Genomic DNA, 20703 nt, shown 5'->3' with positions numbered 1-20703 from the left:
TCGCTATTGATGGGCACGTTATGGAAAATTTCTAGAACACACAACCTAATTATTACTCCACCGATCAGTAACACCCTATGACTATCTCAGGAACGCCCCCAATAGCAGAAACGTATGTCTAAGCCGCGTTTTCGATACGCCTTAAAACGCGCAATCACTTCGCTTGAAAGACTCAATTCAGCAGACAATGTTGAAGTTAAATTAGCCGCCGTAGAGGTCGAGTCATCAATACGATGTTCGCAGAAGCCATGCTGGCAATAAAAGTCGGTCAGATTAGACCACGGAAAACAATAGAGCCGAGACTCGGTTATTCCGTCTTGTTTCGCCAACACCGACATTTGCTCAGCCAACCCCGTCAACAAGCGATGCCCTAAGCCTTGCTGACGATGAGCCTGGGCCACCAGCATATTTCTTAATAACCAGCTGCCATCTGGCAACTTGGTAAATTTCACCGCCGCTCGTATTTGGTGACGCTCGGTATTTTCAAAAACGGTATCGTCCAAACCCGTTTCTTCCAAACCCTTCCCTTCCAATACATAGCAGAGATCTGACTTATGAATTTTGATCTTCTCACGATTGCTTTTGTAAAATGACACCAATCGTTGCCGATCTAAAAAACTGACAGAGACGACTTGATAGGTATGTTCAATCATGACTCAATGACTCTCCACAGCTCTTTATATGCACTTCTTTTATGCTCTACTAACGAGTTATCAACAACCCTACGAGCCAGACGTTGATTTACCATGTCCAATTATTGCCCTACCTGTCTTAGACCCAAGTCCCGCTGTTTATGCTCGTTCGTCCGAAACGTTCAACATAGAACGCCGGTTTTTATACTGCAACACAGCAAGGAACGATTACACCCAAAAGGAACAGCAAAACTGGCGCAGCTTTGTTTGTCTAACTGCACTCTAATTTCAGGCAAAGCCTTCGACAAGACAGTGCGAGAGATCACCTCAAAATATCGACCGCTACTTTTATGGCCATCCGATCCCAGCCTACAGGCTTCAGAAAATATGGCCTCTGACGAAAATGATGTATCCGAACGTAAACCCATCGCGTTAATCGCCATTGACGGCACCTGGAAAAAAGCGAATAAGATTTACCTATCACACCCTCAATTACAGAGCCTGCCGAAACTTAATATTGAAGGACGGGAAAATCAATATCGGCATCGAAAATCACCTTCCGATCAGCATTTATCAACGCTTGAAGCCATCTATCATGGGTTGAATAAGTTGGAAGGGCATACAGAATCAGACGTTCAACAAGAAGCATTATTTACTGAACTGCTGGACGCTCAACAGACGATGATCGAACACTGGTTCGATGGCTTCGAACCACCAAACCAGCAATAACCTTAAGCTCTACATTCAAAACTTTAAGAACGAAGAACCCTCAGACATAAGAGATTATGAGAAGAGGTCAAACATCCAGTTTGGTTTCTTCGACACTCTTCTGAGCCAACCACTTCTTCATGGTCTTTTCTAAATGATCTTGCGTCACAGGCTTTCGAAGGAAATCATTCATCCCGGCATCAAAACACTTGGCTTTATCTTCGTTCATCACATGAGCCGTCATTGCAATGATTGGAGCCGAGGTGATGCGGCCATTTTTCTCTAATGCCCGAATGCGTCTGGTGGCTTCAAAACCATCCATCACCGGCATCTGACAATCCATAAAGACTAAGTCGTAATGACAAGTGGTCACCATATTCAACGCTTGTTCACCATGGTCGGCAACATCAACCAAGAATCCCATTTTCTGCAGTCTGGCCACCGCCACACGTTGATTTACTTTATTGTCTTCAACCACCAACACCTGCATACCATGACCAAAGGACGGCCCAAGACGGCCATTGTTTAGCAAATCTCTCGGCAACAGCTGACTCAAATCTTGAATCGGTTTGAAATTCTCATCAATCTTGCCCGCTGCAATCCCGGTAACCTGTACCTTCATGGGCTTCTGCATCACCAGATATTGAGCCAATTCTTTTTGCCGTATTGGCTTACCGATAAACTGAGGCGACATTCCTTTTAACCATCCAGGTAAGCCATAACGCGTACTGGCACATCCCATCAATGCCCAGCTTAATTCTGTTCGGCCACCTGCTGTGCGCCACAACCGAAAATCATCATTCGTGGTAATGTCCACATCCACCAGCAGAATGACATCGTTGTGCTCTCGCTCCAGCAAGGCCTCCGCTTCTTGCCATTTAGACACCGCAATGACATCACAACTCAAGGCTTTGGCACGGTGACGCAGGTTGTCTCGGCTGATCACATTCGGATCAACCACTAACAAAATACCATCGAAATTGGGCTTGATTTGGTAGATACGCTCAGGGTTCTTTTCCAGAGGCACTTCGAACCAGAAGGTACTGCCACGCCCATCTTCTGACTCAACACCAATGATGCCATCCATATGACGTAAAATCTGACGACACAAAGCCAACCCCAAACCAGCACCGCTGTAGCTGCGGGTGTTGGACTGATCGACCTGATAGAAAGCGTCGAAAACTTGATTTTGCTTATTACCAGGAATCCCGATGCCGGTGTCTTCAACTTCAAAACGGATACGGTAACTTTCCGGGTCTTCACCGACAATGCGCGAGCGGATAATAATGTGCCCTTTCGGGGTATACTTGATGGCATTTCCGATCAGGTTGGTAAAGACCTGCTTAAGCCGGTTCGGGTCACCTTTTAACGCATAATGAATGCCGTAATCATGCCAGTACACCAGATCAACGTTCTTAGCGAGCGACTCTTCACCGTAGATCTGAAGCACTTCTTCGACCAACTCTTCGATCTCAAAGACATCGACATCCAGGCCTATATTGCTGGTTTCTAACTTGGCGTAATCGAGAATATCATCCAAGAGCAACAATAACGTATTTGCTGAATTATCAGCCGTCACCACATAGTTTTGCTGTTCATCGTCCAGCTCTGTCCCTTTCAGCAAACACAACATCCCCATGACGCCATTCATCGGGGTTCTTAATTCGTGACTCATATTGGCCAAAAACGCCGCTTTGGTTTTCTCTCGAACCTCCGCCGCAATGCGTTCTTGTTCGGATTGCGCTAAAGCAAAGCTGGTTTGTTTGAGATCCTGAATGCTTTGCTCCAGACATTCATTGGACATCTTAAGAGCACTGGCTTGTTCTTGAATCTGATGTCGACTGGTACGCAGGTCACGCATGGATTTACCGGCAACAAAGGCGGTGTAACCGGTATAAAAGGTCACGCCGATAATGCACAACACCATAATCACTAATGAAGACTCGGCCTGGAAGTACATTCCATTCACCAGCACCGTCAGTAGCGCACCGGCAAGAATACTGGGCACCGAGGTCAACACCATACGCACACCTGCACCGGTCAGGGTGTTTACCGTCGTCACCATGCAAAGTGCAAACACTACCCAGGGCTGAAAATGCACCATGGCCATAAAGTGGCCAAAGATGAAGAAATCGAAGATCATCACCCGTTGTTCGGCACGTAAAATGTCTTTCGACTTACGACAAATGAAGTACCACAGCGGGGTATGAATCAGTACCGAATATCCCCAAATCAACCAAGCCCAGAGAGGCTGCTGCAATTCATAGTAAAGGAACGCAACACCCGTGCCGGTACACATCGCCATCCCCAATAAACGGGTCAGGGCATGCCGCTTTAACGATTTAAGGCCCTTTTTTCTGGAGACAGCGAAAGGATTTCTTTCCATAGGGGCGCTGTTCTTAGATGTGCGTTCCATCGAAGAACCTTCTAATGTCGCACGTTCAGATGATTGCATAGCCAATAGCTGCCTGTATGTAATGTGTTACGCCACTAAAAGAATTTACTAACTAACTGCTTAGAATAGCTGACAGCTAGCTCTACTGTTTCAAAAGACATATAACTTCCGGTATAGAAGGTATTTTTCTTACCTTGTAACTGCTCCAACTTGAAGTAGAACTGCCCTTTACCAATGTCTTCCGAACTTACATGAGGAAAATAACGCCATTTCTGCATGTGAATATGCTCACCGACTTTTGCAGGGTAATGACGATATAAGGTTTTGATGGATTGGCTTGCCTGCTTGATGATGTCGTCATCCGACAGATCGTTCTTCTGGACACTGTAAGCGACCGCGCCATTGGCCGACGCCCAAGGCCGCATGATCTCTTTTGGGTCGCCTACTTTCTCTTCGTTAATCGCACCAATGACTTCATTTGGCATACCGGACACTTCAAAGAGATTCACAACATAAGGACTGTATTTAAATTTGTTGATCAGCGTCTTTTCGGTACCGTCAAAATCCATAACCTCAGCCAAACGATCCGGTGGACACGCAATGATTATAGCATCGTAGAGTCTGCTCTCTTGTTTGTTATGCTTTGCTGTCGCGCCATGACATAGCATCTCAACCTTAATCTGCTCACCTCGGGTAATCGATAAAATATCGGTCTTCAAACTGACATTCAGAGAGGTTGCAACGGACTGCCATAAAGATTCAAAACCATGCACAAAGCGCTTAGGCATGCCTTTTCCAATGCCCGCACCGTACAACAGCAAGGTCGTAAAGTTCCAAAAGTTCAGATATTTGAGGACATATAAGGCAGGAATTTCCGAAAAACGACCATAGCCCATATCAGTGACCGTGATACGGAACAAGCCTTGTAAGCCTAACATCTTGTTATCTACCAACCATTTCTGAAATGGTTGTGCCAACTCATCGTAGGCTTTGGAAGGCTTATCCGCCGCTAACCCTGCTTTTGACAGAGCATTTCGATATCGAAACAATTTCCAATAATAACGAAGCACCGAAGTAAACAAGGTCAAAAAGGTGAAATCTTTTAGCATCGCCTCTTTAATCGACATCACTTGCTTTCGACGCATCGAAAAAGCATGTCTCGGCGGCTGACGTTCCAACGCTACCCCAAACGTCTTCGCCAGTTTTAAGACATTGCGATAACCCGGCGTAACCGTAAAAGCGCCCATTTCATAGGGCTTACCTTCGTGTTTAAGCGTTTTACATTTGCCACCAACGCGATCGGATGACTCAATCACATCCACATATTGATAGCCTTTCTGTTTGAGATACCACGCCGCCGACAAGCCTGCAGCGCCCGCCCCAACAACTAATACGCGTCTGAGTTTCGACATAGTGTCATCCTTGAACTTCGGTCTGGGGGTTAAAGTGCTGTTCAACCAGCTGCTTACTGTAATTAAAAATTGGCTCGACTAACTCCAGCGCCATAATGGCACCTACGTAATAGCTGTTTAACTTTCCTTGTTGGAGTTCCAACTGCTGGTAATAACCATCAATAAAGTCTGCCGCTTCCACGTGAGGGAAAAAGGTCGTCCACAATTGCTGATCAACCATGGATTTGAACTCTCCGCCCATACGTTTCACATCCGCGCGAATATTGGCTTCCACCACGCGGGAAGAAATCGCCGGTGTGTCACTGCTTTTCAGTGACTTGTCTTTATCTTCGCCATCACCGACAGTGAAAAAGAGATTAATGTCGGAGTTTTTCCAAAACTTAACGATACCCCATGGATGACCAAGGGCAGGCAACGGCTTGGCCGGAGGCAGTTGAATTTCATCGGTGGTAATGTCCAACATACCTTCCACATCGCACGCTGAAACATAATAGTTGCGGTATTTAATCCGCTGAAGCAGGTCTTTTTCCTGCTGAGAAGCATCAGAAATAATCGGCAGCACTTTATCCAGAGGACACGCAAATACAATGCGGTCGAACTCATGCAAAGTGCCATCGGCCAGCCCTATCACCACATTCGGTGTGCGTTTAATCGATACAATGTGTGTATCCAATCGAACATCCAACTGCTCACTGCGCGTGATGGCTTCTAGAAAGCCTTGATAGCCATCAAGGAAATGTCTGGGCCATTCTTTAGACAAGCCTGCGCCAACGCGCGCTAACAACAAGAAATTTTTGGCGTCCATGTATTTCAAGACATAAGGCGTCGGTACATCGTCTAGAGCACCATAGCCAAAAATTGTCACCGGAATTAGAAACAACTGGCGAAGAATCGACATACCATTGATGTCCAGCCACTTGCCAAAGGGGTGACACAATTCAGGGCAGGCTTCTAACGCGGTAAATCCCGGTTGATCGATTTGCTTACGATATTTGAAGGCAAGGTAAAGATATTTGGCGGAAGCCGCACCAAATTTCAGGAATGACTTGCCCATCAAGGTGGTTCTTAAAGTATTGAGAAAGTTTCCGGTGGTGAGATCGAAGGACTTACGCTGAGGTGCAGGTTGCGTTTTAAGATCCAGCTCTTTGGCGATACGAAGCACTTCATGATAGTAAGGCGTGATGTAATTCGCCCCTAGATCAAACTCATGGTTTCCGTGCTTAACGGTCAGACACTTACCACCAATCCGGTCGCTCTTTTCAAAAAGCGTGATGTGGGAGTAGCCCGCTTGCTTGAGATAGTAAGCTGTCGCAACTCCCGAAGCTCCTGCCCCTATGACCGCAACTTTCAACGTCCTTGGCATATTACGCATCCTTGCTAAATGTACTCTCAGAATCAAATCATCTGATTTAGGGAATCTCTGAACAAGTATTCCAAGAGCAAGAGTTTACAATATCTTCAAAACATTAACCTAGTGGTCGACCAGAAATTTGTTGTGCCATTGTAATCGCATAGCGATCCGTCATGCCCGCGATGAAGTCGATCACTCGCATATAGCACTCGTACAAACTCCAGTCTTTCTGAGGGGCACGATATTCCATCAAGTCAATCACACGTTGATTCTTGTAGTTCAGCCCTTCGCCCTGATGAAATTGATGAACCGCACTGCAGAAAGCGGACAACAACTCTTCCAAAACCGAATAGGCACCGACTTCCAATAAGGTTTTGTTGCGACTGTTAAAGATACGTTCTCGCGCCATGTTCTTTGCGGTGAGCACACACTTGCGGGCACGTTCAGGAAGGTGCTCGACCAAATCCCCTTGCAGGCGACCATTTAAAATGTCGTCTTGCTTCTCCATAAAGGTACGGGCCGTGGCGGTGACCAGATGATCAATGGCTTTACCACGTAACATCGACAGCTTACGACGACCCGTACCAGTATCGTTAATGCGCCAATAGGTCTCAGGAATATCACCTTGAAGCAATTCAAACATAATGGCTTCCACTTCGTCATACGGCAGGATATTCATTTCCAAACCGTCTTCAAGATCCAGCAAGGCGTAACAAATATCATCTGCAGCCTCCATTAGATACACCAATGGATGACGGCACCAGGTCTTATCACTGAGTTGCAATAAACCGAGCTTTTCAGCAATGGTTTCCATGATCGCCAGTTCCGACTGATTGCAACCGTATTTGCCTTTATTGGCAGGGTTTGACGTCAGAGACAGCGACGTCCAGGGATACTTAAGATACGCCCCTAAAGTGGCGTAGGTTAAACGCATGCCTCCATCAAACAGGTGATATTCCAGCTGGGTAAGAATCCGCAACCCTTGAGCGTTGCCTTCGAAATTAAGCAAATCATTCTTTTCTGCCGCAGTGAGCCCTTCCAACATGCCTTTGTCATTGGCTTCATGGAAGAAATGACGAATTGCATCTTCGCCACTGTGGCCAAACGGTGGATTACCAATGTCATGAGCCAAACACGCCGCCTGAACGATTACACCAATGTCTTCGGGGCTAACCCAATCCGGCGTGACATCACTCAGGTACTCTCCCACACGCGTCCCCAGGCTTCGCCCGACACACCCCACTTCTAAGCTGTGAGTAAGTCGCGTGTGAACATGATCGTTTTCATCCACCGGATGTACTTGTGTCTTTTTACCCAAACGACGAAAAGCACCGGAAAACACAACCCGATCATGGTCTTTGTGGAAAGGCGTTCTGGCCAACTCGGCTTCGGTTGGTGCGGCCTTTCCTAAACGTTCCCTGGTTAACAACTTATCCCATGTCATGGGCATGGTGTCACTCCTTACTGCGATATCGCTGACACTGACTCTTTGAGGGCACCTATAATCGCACAATTTATAATCAACGACTATGCCCCGAAGACACGATCCAATACCGACTCAGAAAACCATCGTTTAGGCCCTTTAAAGGGCGTCTTAATAAAAGACGCGACCCGATTTTTGTACACCTCGCTCAACACTTCCGCCGCAGTTAACGTACCCGACATCGCTGCGCCTACCACACCTGAAGTCATGGCATCCTGCCCCGTCAGAAACAAACCGCTAATTGCTGTCTTGGGTTTTAAACCTTTCTGTTGATAACGTTGCGGGGTATGCGCCAAACCATAGATTTCACCCTGAGGGTACTTCATAAAATGCTGAGTCGATAATGGCGTAGACAATTCGTAATAGCTCACTTTATCTTTCAATTGCGGATAACGTTGGTACAAGACCGTGAGTAAGCGCTGACTCCAGATCTCTTTTTTCTCTTCATAGGTCTCAGCACGTTTACCCCAATTTGAGCCAGACCAGGCTTCAAACTCACTGGCAGGCACCACGGCAACCACTTCCATCACCGACCGATCCGGAAAACGAGATGACCATGAGGTATCTCTTGCCGCAGAACTTGAGATATAAACAAAAGGGAACTCGGCATTGGTATCCGCTTCGAATGCAGCCAAATCCTGGTCGTACTCAGTGGAATGATGCACCCAAGTGTTGCCTGTCATAATACCTAGTTCATCAATCGCACATTCAAAGCCAACGTACAGACACACATGACATGCCGACGCTTTAACGCTTTCAGGATTCACGCCTTGGTGTAATACCGGCCGAACTGACTGATTCAATAAAGACTGGGTATTCATCCAACCACAGCCACTGATTACCGAGGCCGATTCGATGTAAGTACCATCCTTCATCAAGACGCCTGTCACTCTTGGTGATTGTGATCGGCGTCTGTTATCACTTTCACAAACAATCTCGGCAACCTCGGCGTAGGTCAACACCGCCCCACCAGCGGCTTCAATGGTGGGCAAGAAAGTTCGCGCGATTTCGGAGGAACCCCCTCTCGGATACCAGCCGCCATAAATATAGTGAGATGCAATCAAACAATGTAACAAAAAGGATGATTGTCCTGGCGGTAAGCCTAAGTCGCCCCACTGCGCTGACCACACAGCTTTTAACGTGGCATTATCCGTTAGCTGATCAAACACTTCAGCAGTGCCTTTAAGATAGTAGGAAGGAACCAATCGACCAGCTAACTTGCCAATCTTGGAAAACCCAGGGACGAATTCCGATCTTGATCCAAAAAACAGCGGTACCCAACGTTCGACACCGAATAAATACTGACAGTACTTATTGATTGCCGATTCTTCGTCAGGAAAACGTTCCTTTAAGAAAGCTTTATAAGCACGTCGACCAATGGGTGGGCAATAACGTTCACCATCGATGATGAACTCATCGTAGACATCACCAAGGCTGTCCCACTCTAAACGGCCTTCTGACAACCAATCAAACAGCATTCCTGGCGGCGTTAACGGATTACCCACTTGCCCAACATAATGAACACCCACATCCCATTCGTAGCCTTCACGTTCATAGCTGTGGGTAAAACCGCCTGCCGTATAGTGTTGCTCCAACACCAATACTCTTCGACCCGCTTTTGCCAACGCCGCAGCACAACTCAAACCACCAATACCTGAACCGATAACGATGTGGTCGAATGGCGTTTTCGCCTGCAATTCCTTAATACGATTAGGGCGATATCTTTGCCCTATTTTTGAGACTTTTAAATCCGAACTGTGGGACTGTGTTTGCTCCATCACTTACCATCCTTAGTACTCATTGTGTTTGGACTTTTGGCTTAATTCTCTTTTCTTAAACCCTATAACCTTGATGAAACCTGTACATCCTTTTCAGGTCATCTTGATTTTATTTCTTATCTATGTGCCCAAGCTCTTTCTCAGGCCAAGCATAGTCACGTACTCTCTGCTTGATCAGTTTAGCATCGGGGAAGCCACCGTCTCGCTTTCTTTCCCAGATCAAATCCTGATCTATCTCTATGCTATAAACACCACCGGTTCCTGGAACCAGCCGAACTTCTGCCAGATCATCAGCAAATGTGGATAACAGTTCTTGAGCCATCCAAGCGGCTCTCAATAACCACTGACATTGGCAACAGTAGGTAATGCTAACAATTGGTTTCATTTCAGCCATTCGATTCTTCCAAATTCAGTTTTATAGTAGAACTAGACAACAAACCCTTAAAATCTTTACATCGTAAAGAACGCGTTTTATGGTTGTCCTACATAAACAGTTCAATTCAACTATCTTATGATAGGATTTCTGCTCTATTTATTTCAGAGTTGTCTGAAGCACAAAAGGGCATTCGATGGGCTGAACAACACATAACTATAACAACTCACGGAAATTACCATGTCAGACGTACAAAACACCATTGCATTCAAACAAATTTTACCCAAAGTTCCAGGTCTTATTGCTAACCTAAACAACCTAGTTAAAGGGCTTGTGCTAGCAAACAATACCAACCCCGATAAAAACCATGGTTTAGCCTGGTGTATTGAACGCGCGGTAAAACGTAATCCAGATGGCATTGCGATCAAAAGTGATCAAGGCAATCTCAGCTACCGCGAACTCAACCAGCGCGCAAATCAGATTGCACACTTTTTGTCATCACAAGGTTACAACATCGGTGACACTATTGCTCTGATGATGGACAACCGCGCCGAGTTATTAATCACCATTGCCGCACTAGCAAAAATTGGTGTTGCAGCCGCCATGGTCAACACCGCACAAACACATAAAGTCCTTACTCATAGCATCAGCATCGTAAAACCTAAAGGCGTTATTGTCGGTTCCGAATTCCATCAATCCATCGACGACGTAAAAGACGCCCTACCTATCGAACAAGATCAATATTTCTTTGTTCCTGACGGTGATGTCAAGGAAGTGTCTGGTTATCGCCACTTAGTTAACGAATCCTCTGATCAACCGAAACATAATCCTGACACATCCAAAAAAGTAAGACGCGACGACCCGCTGTTTTATATCTACACCTCAGGCACCACAGGATTACCGAAAGCAGCGATTTTCAAAAACGGCCGCTGGATGAAAGCCTTCGGTACGTTTGGCTTCATCATCTCCCGTTTGAATAAAGACGACACGCTGTACTCGACACTACCGCTGTATCACGCCACCGGCTTAGTCATTTTATGGGGTTCTGCGCTGGCAGGCAGTTCAGCTTTTGCTATTCGCCGTAAGTTCAGCGCCAGTCAATTCTGGTCTGATTGCCGAAAATACGACGCCACGGCCATCGGTTATGTGGGCGAGCTTTGTCGTTACCTGATTAACGCGCCGACCTCTCCTGACGATAAGCATCATAAAGTCACCAAAATGGTCGGTAACGGTTTGCGTCCTGGGATTTGGAAGGACTTCAAACAACGCTTCAACATCGAACATGTTTATGAGCTTTATGCGTCCAGTGAAGGGAACGTAGGCTTTTCCAACATCTTTAACTTCGACTGCACCGTTGGCTTTTCACCAGTTCCCTACGCCATCGTTAAATACGACAAAGAAGCCGACCAACCGATTCGAGATCAAAACGGCTATCTTCAGTCGGTGAAGAAAGGGGAAGTTGGATTATTAATCGGTGAAATCTGCCCGAAGGCACCGTTTGATGGCTATAACGATCCTGAAAAAACCAAATCCTGTATTCTTGAAAATGTGTTCAAGAAAGGCGATCGCTATTTCAACACCGGTGATCTCATGCGCAACATGGGTTACCGTCATGCACAATTTGTTGATCGTGTTGGAGATACTTTCCGCTGGAAAGGCGAAAACGTCTCCACCACCGAAGTAGAACACATTGTCAACGAACACCCGGATGTGTCAGAAAGTGTTTGCTATGGCGTTGAAATTCAGGACACCAATGGCCGAGCAGGCATGATTGCGGTTACACCTCATAACGACATCAGCTTTGACCCGAACAAACTGATCCCACATCTGAATGAAGAGTTACCAAGTTATGCCGTTCCAATCTTTATTAGAGAGCAACAGCAACTTCAAACCACAGGCACGTTTAAGTATCAAAAGCACACCTTAAAAGACGAAGCCTTTAATCCTGAAAAAGTAAACGACAAGCTTTGGGTGTTATTGCCAGGAGAAAAAGCCTATACGCAAGTTGATCCAACGCTCTATTCGAAAATACAAACCGGAGAATTTAGATTCTAAAATGATGAAACGAGAATTTACTTTTCTAAAAGAAGCCATCAATCGATATCAACAGACAAGCAACCGCATGTTGCAACAGAGCCAGCATCGCCTTCCTGAACATATTGAACAGGTCGCTTCGCTGTTAGAAAAGCAACCCTATACTGGCTGCCAACAAGCAGCCAATGGGGCTCGTAACCTTAAACAAACAACCCAGGAAATCGTGGAAACACTTTTCCTGACCAATGACTTGTTGTGTGATAAAGCACTAGAGTTGGTGAGTAAGGTTGAACGATCAGAAGGTTGACCTTCAATTGATTCGATATTCAATTATTTATTCAACAATCTCTTAATCGATAAAAATAAAAAGGCAGCCAATTAACGGCTGCCTTTTTACTACGAGACAGAAGAATTTACGTTCTTGGTCGGATCACTAAACGCGTCCCAGAGAAATCAATATTTTTCAGAGTGATGTCACCAAAACTTTGAGATTTAGGTGCGCCGGCAACTCGTAGATTTTCATAGCGTACCTCACCGATTGAAGTCGGTACGGCCAGCTCGATAGATCCATCAGCGTGAATTTTAGCGGTTGGAGCACCATCGTATTCCACGCCCTCAATAAAGGTATCAGCTTCCATCATAGCTAGCATCGGCATAGCAATCTTGGCCACTGTTTCCATGGTCTGATAGCCATCAGCATCTTCAGGGTTATCTATCAAGCCTAAAAGATCTTCCCGTAAGCCCTGAGCACTCACGCCATCCATTTCCATTTCGTTCAATGGCTGCAAACCACCCATTCCTGGTTGATTCTGTAGTTCCTGTGCCGGTGGCTCGTCATTTTCGATACGGGCAGCATCCGCTTTTACGACTTGGAAAGGCATCATCATGGCAGTCGCTAGCGTGGCAGCAAAACGGATACTACTCTGACGTCTCAGTGCTTTGGAGATCTGACGATCCGTCAAAACCCCCAGGGAAACTAACGCTTCACCCAGCCTGACACCCGAAACCTTTTGGTGGTCAACCGCTTGAGCAAGTTGTTGTTCTGTGACTAAGCCTTTATTAATTAAGAGGTTACCCAGCCTTGATCTAAACTGAGCTTGAGCAATACGGCTCATAGTAGTTATCTCCGAAATTTTATTATTAAAATTATTAATCCAACCTGTTACTGACTCTCTAGGGAACAGGTATTTTTATAAAGCAGGTTTGTTTAAAGATAGTCAGCGAAAGACAAAAATGCCCGTCAAATAAACACTTTTAAAGAGCCAGCGTTTAAATTGACGGGCATTTCATGCAGCAGTCATCTTTTAACAATCTTTAAATCAACTAGGCACTAACCTACTTTCTAAAAACTGGCCCAAATGTCTGAACCTGCGATATCCACTCGCTCCTGGCTTTCTTTGGCCGTGATAGCAGAAATGAATAACCGCTTTACAGATCCAGTAATTAAGCCTGCTTTGTCCATCAGGAACGGCAGATCTTCTCCTGAACGACGAACTAATGCTTTATCACCATTTGTGATAGAGCGATTCTGTGGCAGCAACACAGAATCCGGCACCCCCACCAACGGCATTCCCGTAATATATACCGCTGGTGAAAGAACAGCTTGAGTATATTGATCACGCAACAGAGTTTTAAACGCTGCTGGCGCAAGCAATTCAACACCCACTTGCAACCCATCCGCAGACGGTCGTGACCAACGAATAACACAGACTTTCCAATCTGCCTTATTGTGCTCACGCACACCTAATACATCACCAATTTTTGGATAACCGGCCACACGAGGATCGACTTCAAGGCAAAAGCCGCCTGCACTGACATCTATTACTTCTACACAAGCAACGTCTGAGGTATCTGATGCGACGTCGGCCATTACCTCTTCGTATGAAGAAAAACGTAACAGGTCACCTTCCGAGCTCACCGACTCTTGCTGGATTTGAGCATCACGAGAGTCCTCTTCATTAGAGCACCATGCATCATCCATTGACGGCAAACAGGAAAATACTTGATCAAAACCGATACAAATTTGGTATTCAGCTTTCATGCGAATGCGAGGAAAGACACGCTCGGTTAATTGCTTAACCTGACCTGTAGTCGGTGCGTTTGTTGGTGTTGCTAGTGACAATTCATCGTAGGCACGCGATGAATTCAGAGCCTGGGGTTGTTCCTTAATGCTAGGCTGGTTCATGACCATCCTCCGACAGGTTTCTACCTGTTCCAATTATTGTTTTTATAGTTATTACAAATGGAACTATAACAACAAAATTTACCCTTTGCTAAATTTTGATCAAAACTAATTGCTCATTTTGTGAGCTGGTTCCGTCAAAAACATGAGTTTCTCATCATATAAATTTATTCATTTTTATGACAAAAAATCGTTGACTCTCTGAAAAGGCATCGCTATTATTTCGCTCCGTTGCCGGCATAGCTCAGTTGGTAGAGCAACTGACTTGTAATCAGTAGGTCCCGAGTTCGACTCTTGGTGCCGGCACCAGAATGCTAAAAAGCCCAGTCATCGACTGGGCTTTTTTATGCCTGTTATTACCGCCTACTGCTTAGGCGGAACCGATGTACTCATCAGTAACCTCGGATCAACTCGCTGATCGAACCAATTCATACGCCAATCCAAATGCGCGCCTGTCGCTCGGCCTGTGGCGCCAACTTCACCTATTTTATCGCCCTGCTTAAGCACCTGCCCAACTTTGACATCCAACTTACTCATGTGTAAAAAGCTTGAGTTAATGCCATGACCATGATCGACAACTGCTGTACCGCCCGAGAAAAATAAATCGTTCTCCGCCAACACTACGACACCAGAAGCCGGAGCTGTCACTGGCGTACCTTTAGGCGCCGCAATGTCCAAGCCGAAATGAGGTCGCCCCGGTTTACCATTGTAATAACGCTGGCTGCCATAGACACCGCTGATTAGCCCCTTCGCTGGCCAAATATACGACTCCATGTAGTGGCTCATATCTCCTGATTGAGCCCTTGCCTTTTTAACCTTGGCCGCTTCGGCACGAATACGCTTTAGATGTTCAGGGTCTGGGGTAACGGTTCTTTGAGGCACGCCTTCCACTTTCTGAATCTTGTATTCCCGTTTCTTCACCTGATAGCTTTGCGAAACCTTAGATCCATCTTTCATATGGAAGATCAGCTCTATTTGTTTATCAAAGTCACGTCCCAACCCCAACCCAAAACTACGTTGATCATTTATAATTAATGTGCGTTTTTTAGTTTCAACTGACACCACCTCAGCAGACGTCAGTGTCCCGATCAATAACGCACCTTGTTGAAAGTCCCCTTTCCATGAAACAAGTATTGGCGATTCCTCTTTAGCGTGTACCCACGAGCTAAAAAATAGCGCACAAACAACTACCACTTTTAATAAGCTAGACATTGATCATCCTGGTTTATAGAGCTGAATTTAGGTGACACTATAATTTTTTTTATTTTTTTCAATCAAGGGGTTTACAACGTTTTTTTTCTTCGTATAATGAGCGCCACTTGTTAAGGCAACAGCCAAAAACAAGCTACCTGAGCGGAAGTGGTGAAATTGGTAGACACGCTGGATTTAGGTTCCAGTGCTTCACGGCGTGAGAGTTCGAGTCTCTCCTTCCGCACCATTACAGGGGTATAGCCAAGCGGTAAGGCAACGGGTTTTGATCCCGTCATGCGTTGGTTCGAATCCAGCTACCCCTGCCATCCTATTTTTCAAGATACATCCTTCAAAAACACCCCTCATCAACATCACGTTTTGTTAGTTGTTACTTACTAAATAAGTTGCGCTTAATACTGCTTATTCAGTCCATTTATTCATTCCAAAAAAAAGCCGAACATTACGTCCGACCTTCTTTTATCACTCTATTACAAAATAATCTGTTAAGCCCCCATCACCTGGCGCTTACGATAATCCACCAAGTCCGCCAAGAACATTTGCTCTTTTTCTGACAGCTCACCACTTCCCATCAACTCAGCGTACAAAGATTTAATCGAATACTTATTCAGAGAGTTCACCGCATTTTCATTTAATACCGCCATTAAACGATCACGCCCCAAATAAAACGCCATCGCCACAATAAAACGACGCTTGGAACCTTTACGGACACCGCCGAATTCGTTCAACAACCACATGTAATAGCGAACACCAAGATCCATATTATCTCTAGGATCTAATAGATAAGAGAACGCTTCGTCTTCTAATAATAAGTCCGGCTGAACCGCCATCACACTGTCCAACGACAACCCAAACACACCGAAGCGCTCACCATCAGCCGCCACCATGTTATTACGAGTTGCCGCAAAAGAAATAGCCTGCATCACCTGCTGATCATTCTTCGAAGATAATCCCGACCCTTTAAACTCATTAACCAACCATGAAGGCAACGATCGGAAGCGCTGCGGTAAAGGGATAATGAAATCAGTAGATAAGCCACCCAGCTGCACAGAAGGCATACTAGAAGCGACGGCAGGATAGCGAACATAGGCTTTAGATAATAAACTGGCCTTAACTTTCGCAATGGCGCGTTCACTAGGACGAGACTTTTCAAACAGCGCCCCCATTAACAAACTATCGCCTTTTGGTGCCTTACCCTCAAACAACTTGGCAAAAGACGGGTCTTCTGAAAAAGCCTGCATCACGGTCTTTCGAAGAATATCATCTAACTGCTCTTCTGCATGTGTACGCAAAGCAGTGTGCAACCCCATACCACTAACATCCAAACCCTCTAACTTTTTATGCTGGATAGAGAGCTCAATACGAGATTTTTTATAATCAAGTTGACGACGAATCAACCAATCCGGGGAGTAGCTCACCCAATGAGTACTGTCAGTAGTTAAAACCTCAGGCCATACCTTGGCAATCTTAGATCGATAAAGGCCTCTCGCTTTATCAAACTTGGTTTTAACCTCGACTTTTTGTTCCTGCAAATCCTCAATAGAAATAGACGCTGTTGCAGACTTAGTTTTACCGCGAGTGGATACCACTTTTTCTTCTGCAACGACGCTTTCAGCGACCACGCCCAAAGAAAACAGTGCTAATACCACAGAAATAAATAATTTTTTCATTAGCTACGTTCTTGAATAAGGTAAATCGACTTCGTCCCGACCCGAACCGTCCTTGATCTTAGTATAAACCGATTCCTCAGCTCTCGCAGGTTGAACACCTTACCTTTAACCAAACAAGACAAGACTGACACAAAGTATCAAGCAGCCACCAGTTTTACAGCTCAACTTCCCAAGTTTCAAGTCAAGACTCCGACAATTTTACCCTGGCATTAACACTTTATTACATCAAAAACCGATAAGCGCACCTCCAAAAGTTGGTAAATCAGAGAGTCGCTGTCTAGATTGAAAACACCTTGTAATAAAAGCCCCTAAACCTGAGTTATCCGAGTCATACACACCCTTATGAAGATAGTAGCGTACCTAAACGATCCCTACTCGGTTGAGAGAGCACTCCATCATCTCACTGAGATGCTGACATGCCATCCCTCAGAATTAAAAACGCACATATCAAAACAAGGTATATTACCGCTCAAATTTGGAGAGCTTGATGGATGCGGAAACTTCATGGAATTAAAACTCCCAAAAGCATTTAAACAGAAGTTCTCCAGAGCAAAATCCCTCACCTCCGAACTGTTATTTTTTGAAATACTGTCACAACAGAATAACTTTGATGAAGCCCTAGAAAAACTTTGTACTGCCATTATTGATTTCAATCGAAGCCACCACCCGCTATGGTCTGATCGCAGTACTTTTTTGGGCATCAATATTCTGATTCCACTCTCATTAAAGAGTGATAAGTACATACCCTCACTTATTCATTTATTAAACAGCATTCATCTAGATCGAGAAATGGCACTCTCAAGCGACCTAGATCGCCTTTTTAATCATCACCCCTGGACACCATACACCATTGAACTACTCACTGCCCGAGCGACCATTCTCAAAGGAAAGCACGGCACCAAGCAAGTGAAACAACAACTCCAAACACGCAGCCTTCAAGACTTCTTAGAAACAGAAACAAACCAAAACTTGTTATTAGAGAAGCTCACTGAATACGCTTTACTTCACTACTCGGAACTGGGTGGCGAGTTCAATCCAGAAGAAGTCATCACCCATGCACTAAAGCCCTTCAAAGGCATTTCCGAAGTCTTTAGCTATAAAAGCAAATTTCTTAGACAGAGCTTCATTGAACACTTCCCCAATTACCTCCCCTGCCACTCACATTTATTTAATGATCACCACCCTAGGTAATTACACTGTCGAGGATTCTTAGGTGGTCTTTTCTAATTTATTTCTGCATGCTTGCGTCATTATCTTTTTCAAATGCCTATCGACATGGACTGAATTGAGAGCGACCGCATGAAATTGTTTGAGCTAATCCCCCAGAAATTGTCCGACCTTCTTCCCCCAAAACTAAATCAAGACATTCCGCCACCGATTGATCAACTAGCAGAGCAGTTAATTGAAACCGGAAAAATCGCTGGCTACGCTGGTGTTGGCCTGGCTATAAAGACACGCGACTATGCGATTAACACCCTGAATGAATTGATTGAGATTGGCGAACAGGCACTTGGCGAACCTTCCTCACAGATTGCCTCTGAAGAAGCTACCGAAACAGCATCAGAAACACCAACCGAACCAGCTCAACCGAGCCTGGAAGAACTTTTCACCAAAGCTTCTGAAGACATTAAGACGCTTAATGGCCGTCCGGACAATTCGACACTCGGTGAACTTTACGCACTTTACAAACAAGCCACAATTGGTGACGTTTCAGGAAAACGCCCTGGCCTGACCAAAGTAGCGGAACGTTATAAGTTTGATGCCTGGACCAAAAAACAAGGCATGGATAGAGACATTGCCAAACAGGCCTATATCGACAAAGTAGAGTCTCTGCTTGCCAGCTAAGAACCTGTGTCATATTTTTAGACGGCAACCAAAAAGGCGCTTAACTGAATTACAGTGAAGCGCCTTTTTTATAACAGCATTTAGCGATTAAGAGTTATCAATTCCCACCGCACCTTTGGCCTTATCAAGCACTTCATCCCAGATGCTTTTGGTCAGTACTACGGACAACTCCGAACGCCCTTCTGTCGGATCGGACTCCACCGAAGTCACGGTTGTTTTCTCTAGAGCCACTTCCAAATCATTCAGCGCTATCCCAATGGCATCCGTCATGATCTGCATGTCCGGCATCACTTCTGGAGTAGAAGTAACAGCAATATCAATGACGCCATTATAACTGAGCGCCACAATAACCAGCCCCAAGCCATCAAAGAGCGGAGCCGAATTACTCTGGGACTCCAGTTTGGCTGCGCCTAAATACAAAGGGCGCTGAGGGCCAGGAACATTAGTAATCGATAAGTTATAGATTGGCGAATGGCGATCGGCCAAATGCAGACCTGAATACAAACGACTCGCCAACGCCAAGGTAGTGGTTGGAATAATTTCGGTCAGACTGTCTGCGCTGATCGCATGGTTATACACCTTCGAACTCGAGACGCTTTTATGAATTGCTAACAAACACTCAACCGGATCTTCAATGTGTGTCCCCAAGCGAACCAAGGTCGCTGACATCTGATTGCCGAATGACGCATGAATCGTCCGAGACCGAACCGATAACGGAGAAAAGGCAATCAAAGACTTGCGTGGTAAGTTGCGTTTAAAGTTCAGATAGTGCCGTAACGCGCCCGAGCATATGGTCAAAATGACATCATTCACGGTTGCACCATCGACTTTATCCCGTACCGCTTTGATTCGAGACATATCCAAAGCCTTGTGACCAAACACCCGACGACATGAAATGGAGCCATTGAAAGACGTATGTGGTGCACTAAACCAACCAGGTTGATCAGCTGCACTTTCAACCAAACGACGCCTTAAAATCGAACTGGTTAGACTGGACAGAAACTCACGCGCAATCTGCCCCAACTGTGACATCTGAGTTGCTTTCTTCTTGTACGCTTTTAATAACAACTCAGTTTCGGTCGGTAACTCTTCAGGTTTCCATTCCCGAGCAATCTCTGAGCGAGTAGCATTTGGTTCGACATCCAACAACGCACTGATCATCTCCTCACCGGAGATACTATCAATTGCACAATGATGTAATTTAAAGATCACTGCAAAACGATGAGGACCAAATTCATCTTCATCAAAACCATCAACAAAGATTGCTTCCCAAAGCGGCTTGTCACGCTCTAGCGGCTTCTCGAATTCAGCCGCCGCCATATTGATTAATTTCTTACGATTCGATGGTTTTCCCAGTGGCACATGCAACAAATGATTATCAACATGAAAATCAGGATCATCCACCCAATACGGATTATCCAGTTTTAATGGCACTTCAACGATGCGTTGCCTAAAAAATCGAGCTATGTGTAATCGAGAAAGAATGTGTTCACGAAACTGAGCAAAGGTATAGTCTTGCCCAGCCTCACCGTTATCAAAAACATACAATCCCCCCACATGCATAGGAGTATGCTCAGTCTCGAGAAAATAAAATGAAGCATCTAGAGATGAAAGCTGCTGCATAGAAACCA

The 20703-nt window shown here is 45.4% G+C and carries 17 protein-coding genes and 3 tRNA genes; 8 read left to right on the top strand and 12 right to left on the bottom strand.

Features of this window, described 5'->3' with window-relative positions; genetic code table 11:
* Positions 1-86: 86 nt before the first annotated feature.
* Positions 87-653, bottom strand: a complete 567-nt coding sequence (locus tag ACFOEK_RS14450) for a GNAT family N-acetyltransferase (protein WP_386722155.1) — start codon at positions 651-653, stop codon at positions 87-89.
* Between the two features lie 93 nt (positions 654-746).
* On the opposite strand from ACFOEK_RS14450, the gene ACFOEK_RS14445 reads away from it, so the two are divergent.
* Positions 747-1361: a tRNA-uridine aminocarboxypropyltransferase gene (locus tag ACFOEK_RS14445; protein WP_386722153.1), complete on the top strand. Its 615-nt coding sequence runs from the start codon at positions 747-749 to the stop codon at positions 1359-1361.
* Positions 1362-1428: 67 nt separating this feature from the next.
* On the opposite strand, the gene ACFOEK_RS14440 is transcribed toward ACFOEK_RS14445, so the two are convergent.
* The 6 genes from ACFOEK_RS14440 to ACFOEK_RS14415 all read right to left on the bottom strand — a co-directional run bounded on the left by ACFOEK_RS14440 (position 1429) and on the right by ACFOEK_RS14415 (position 10153).
* A complete protein-coding gene (locus ACFOEK_RS14440; RefSeq protein WP_386722151.1) occupies positions 1429-3795 on the bottom strand; it encodes a response regulator in 2367 nt (788 codons plus the stop codon).
* Between the two features lie 35 nt (positions 3796-3830).
* The gene (locus ACFOEK_RS14435) at positions 3831-5147 is read right to left on the bottom strand and encodes an FAD-dependent oxidoreductase (RefSeq protein WP_386722149.1); all 1317 of its coding nucleotides are present in this window, start codon (positions 5145-5147) and stop codon (positions 3831-3833) included.
* Positions 5148-5151: 4 nt separating this feature from the next.
* Complete coding sequence (locus ACFOEK_RS14430) at positions 5152-6510, bottom strand: protoporphyrinogen/coproporphyrinogen oxidase (RefSeq protein WP_386722147.1); 1359 nt, start codon at positions 6508-6510, stop codon at positions 5152-5154.
* Between the two features lie 103 nt (positions 6511-6613).
* Positions 6614-7948 carry a deoxyguanosinetriphosphate triphosphohydrolase gene (locus ACFOEK_RS14425; RefSeq protein ID WP_386722145.1) on the bottom strand — a complete coding sequence of 445 codons (1335 nt, stop codon included), beginning with the start codon at positions 7946-7948 and terminating at the stop codon, positions 6614-6616.
* A gap of 77 nt (positions 7949-8025) precedes the next feature.
* Entirely contained in the window at positions 8026-9759 is a 1734-nt protein-coding gene (locus ACFOEK_RS14420) for a phytoene desaturase family protein (RefSeq protein ID WP_386722355.1), read from the bottom strand.
* A 109-nt stretch (positions 9760-9868) separates the two neighbouring features.
* A complete protein-coding gene (locus tag ACFOEK_RS14415; protein WP_386722143.1) occupies positions 9869-10153 on the bottom strand; it encodes a SelT/SelW/SelH family protein in 285 nt (94 codons plus the stop codon).
* A gap of 219 nt (positions 10154-10372) precedes the next feature.
* Between ACFOEK_RS14415 and ACFOEK_RS14410 the strand changes: the two genes are divergently transcribed.
* Positions 10373-12187, top strand: a complete 1815-nt coding sequence (locus ACFOEK_RS14410) for a long-chain-acyl-CoA synthetase (RefSeq protein WP_386722141.1) — start codon at positions 10373-10375, stop codon at positions 12185-12187.
* A gap of 1 nt (position 12188) precedes the next feature.
* Entirely contained in the window at positions 12189-12473 is a 285-nt protein-coding gene (locus tag ACFOEK_RS14405) for a hypothetical protein (protein WP_386722139.1), read from the top strand.
* 106 nt (positions 12474-12579) lie between these two features.
* On the opposite strand, the gene ACFOEK_RS14400 is transcribed toward ACFOEK_RS14405, so the two are convergent.
* Both ACFOEK_RS14400 and ACFOEK_RS14395 read right to left on the bottom strand, forming a co-directional pair.
* Positions 12580-13281, bottom strand: coding sequence for a hypothetical protein (locus ACFOEK_RS14400; RefSeq protein WP_386722137.1), 702 nt, complete (start codon positions 13279-13281; stop codon positions 12580-12582).
* Positions 13282-13508: 227 nt separating this feature from the next.
* Positions 13509-14351, bottom strand: a complete 843-nt coding sequence (locus ACFOEK_RS14395; protein WP_386722135.1) for a hypothetical protein — start codon at positions 14349-14351, stop codon at positions 13509-13511.
* A 230-nt stretch (positions 14352-14581) separates the two neighbouring features.
* On the opposite strand from ACFOEK_RS14395, the gene ACFOEK_RS14390 reads away from it, so the two are divergent.
* Positions 14582-14657: transfer RNA gene (locus tag ACFOEK_RS14390), tRNA-Thr, on the top strand.
* Positions 14658-14711: 54 nt separating this feature from the next.
* Here ACFOEK_RS14390 and ACFOEK_RS14385 read toward each other — a convergent pair.
* Positions 14712-15560 carry a M23 family metallopeptidase gene (locus tag ACFOEK_RS14385; protein WP_386722133.1) on the bottom strand — a complete coding sequence of 283 codons (849 nt, stop codon included), beginning with the start codon at positions 15558-15560 and terminating at the stop codon, positions 14712-14714.
* Positions 15561-15701: 141 nt separating this feature from the next.
* On the opposite strand from ACFOEK_RS14385, the gene ACFOEK_RS14380 reads away from it, so the two are divergent.
* Together ACFOEK_RS14380 and ACFOEK_RS14375 are read left to right on the top strand one after the other, a co-directional pair.
* Positions 15702-15786: transfer RNA gene (locus ACFOEK_RS14380), tRNA-Leu, on the top strand.
* 4 nt (positions 15787-15790) lie between these two features.
* Positions 15791-15865, top strand: a tRNA-Gln gene (locus ACFOEK_RS14375).
* Between the two features lie 177 nt (positions 15866-16042).
* Here the strand turns inward: ACFOEK_RS14375 and ACFOEK_RS14370 are convergent.
* Complete coding sequence (locus ACFOEK_RS14370; RefSeq protein WP_386722131.1) at positions 16043-17227, bottom strand: hypothetical protein; 1185 nt, start codon at positions 17225-17227, stop codon at positions 16043-16045.
* 504 nt (positions 17228-17731) lie between these two features.
* On the opposite strand from ACFOEK_RS14370, the gene ACFOEK_RS14365 reads away from it, so the two are divergent.
* On the top strand, positions 17732-18418 hold the full coding sequence (locus tag ACFOEK_RS14365) for a hypothetical protein (RefSeq protein ID WP_386722129.1): 687 nt from the start codon (positions 17732-17734) through the stop codon (positions 18416-18418).
* A 108-nt stretch (positions 18419-18526) separates the two neighbouring features.
* Positions 18527-19072 carry an acyl-CoA-binding protein gene (locus ACFOEK_RS14360; protein WP_386722127.1) on the top strand — a complete coding sequence of 182 codons (546 nt, stop codon included), beginning with the start codon at positions 18527-18529 and terminating at the stop codon, positions 19070-19072.
* A gap of 87 nt (positions 19073-19159) precedes the next feature.
* Here ACFOEK_RS14360 and ACFOEK_RS14355 read toward each other — a convergent pair whose 3' ends face one another.
* Positions 19160-20695, bottom strand: a complete 1536-nt coding sequence (locus ACFOEK_RS14355) for a WS/DGAT/MGAT family O-acyltransferase (RefSeq protein WP_386722125.1) — start codon at positions 20693-20695, stop codon at positions 19160-19162.
* Positions 20696-20703 lie beyond the last annotated feature (8 nt).

The sequence above is a fragment of the Litoribrevibacter euphylliae genome, from assembly GCF_042646085.1.
Taxonomy (GTDB): domain Bacteria; phylum Pseudomonadota; class Gammaproteobacteria; order Pseudomonadales; family Litoribrevibacteraceae; genus Litoribrevibacter; species Litoribrevibacter euphylliae.
This window is presented reverse-complemented; position numbering and strand designations above follow the sequence as displayed.

Bases quoted from the DNA above. Each gene is read 5' to 3' on its own strand.
- ACFOEK_RS14360 (WP_386722127.1), top strand. From the start codon at position 18,527: ATGAAATTGTTTGAGCTAATCCCCCAGAAATTGTCCGACCTTCTTCCC.
- ACFOEK_RS14400 (WP_386722137.1), bottom strand. From the start codon at position 13,281: ATGAGCCGTATTGCTCAAGCTCAGTTTAGATCAAGGCTGGGTAACCTC.
- ACFOEK_RS14420 (WP_386722355.1), bottom strand. From the start codon at position 9,759: ATGGAGCAAACACAGTCCCACAGTTCGGATTTAAAAGTCTCAAAAATA.
- ACFOEK_RS14430 (WP_386722147.1), bottom strand. From the start codon at position 6,510: ATGCCAAGGACGTTGAAAGTTGCGGTCATAGGGGCAGGAGCTTCGGGA.
- ACFOEK_RS14440 (WP_386722151.1), bottom strand. From the start codon at position 3,795: ATGCAATCATCTGAACGTGCGACATTAGAAGGTTCTTCGATGGAACGC.
- ACFOEK_RS14450 (WP_386722155.1), bottom strand. From the start codon at position 653: ATGATTGAACATACCTATCAAGTCGTCTCTGTCAGTTTTTTAGATCGG.
- ACFOEK_RS14445 (WP_386722153.1), top strand. From the start codon at position 747: ATGTCCAATTATTGCCCTACCTGTCTTAGACCCAAGTCCCGCTGTTTA.
- ACFOEK_RS14385 (WP_386722133.1), bottom strand. From the start codon at position 15,560: ATGTCTAGCTTATTAAAAGTGGTAGTTGTTTGTGCGCTATTTTTTAGC.
- ACFOEK_RS14355 (WP_386722125.1), bottom strand. From the start codon at position 20,695: ATGCAGCAGCTTTCATCTCTAGATGCTTCATTTTATTTTCTCGAGACT.
- ACFOEK_RS14395 (WP_386722135.1), bottom strand. From the start codon at position 14,351: ATGAACCAGCCTAGCATTAAGGAACAACCCCAGGCTCTGAATTCATCG.
- ACFOEK_RS14370 (WP_386722131.1), bottom strand. From the start codon at position 17,227: ATGAAAAAATTATTTATTTCTGTGGTATTAGCACTGTTTTCTTTGGGC.
- ACFOEK_RS14425 (WP_386722145.1), bottom strand. From the start codon at position 7,948: ATGCCCATGACATGGGATAAGTTGTTAACCAGGGAACGTTTAGGAAAG.
- ACFOEK_RS14415 (WP_386722143.1), bottom strand. From the start codon at position 10,153: ATGGCTGAAATGAAACCAATTGTTAGCATTACCTACTGTTGCCAATGT.
- ACFOEK_RS14435 (WP_386722149.1), bottom strand. From the start codon at position 5,147: ATGTCGAAACTCAGACGCGTATTAGTTGTTGGGGCGGGCGCTGCAGGC.
- ACFOEK_RS14410 (WP_386722141.1), top strand. From the start codon at position 10,373: ATGTCAGACGTACAAAACACCATTGCATTCAAACAAATTTTACCCAAA.
- ACFOEK_RS14405 (WP_386722139.1), top strand. From the start codon at position 12,189: ATGATGAAACGAGAATTTACTTTTCTAAAAGAAGCCATCAATCGATAT.
- ACFOEK_RS14365 (WP_386722129.1), top strand. From the start codon at position 17,732: ATGGAATTAAAACTCCCAAAAGCATTTAAACAGAAGTTCTCCAGAGCA.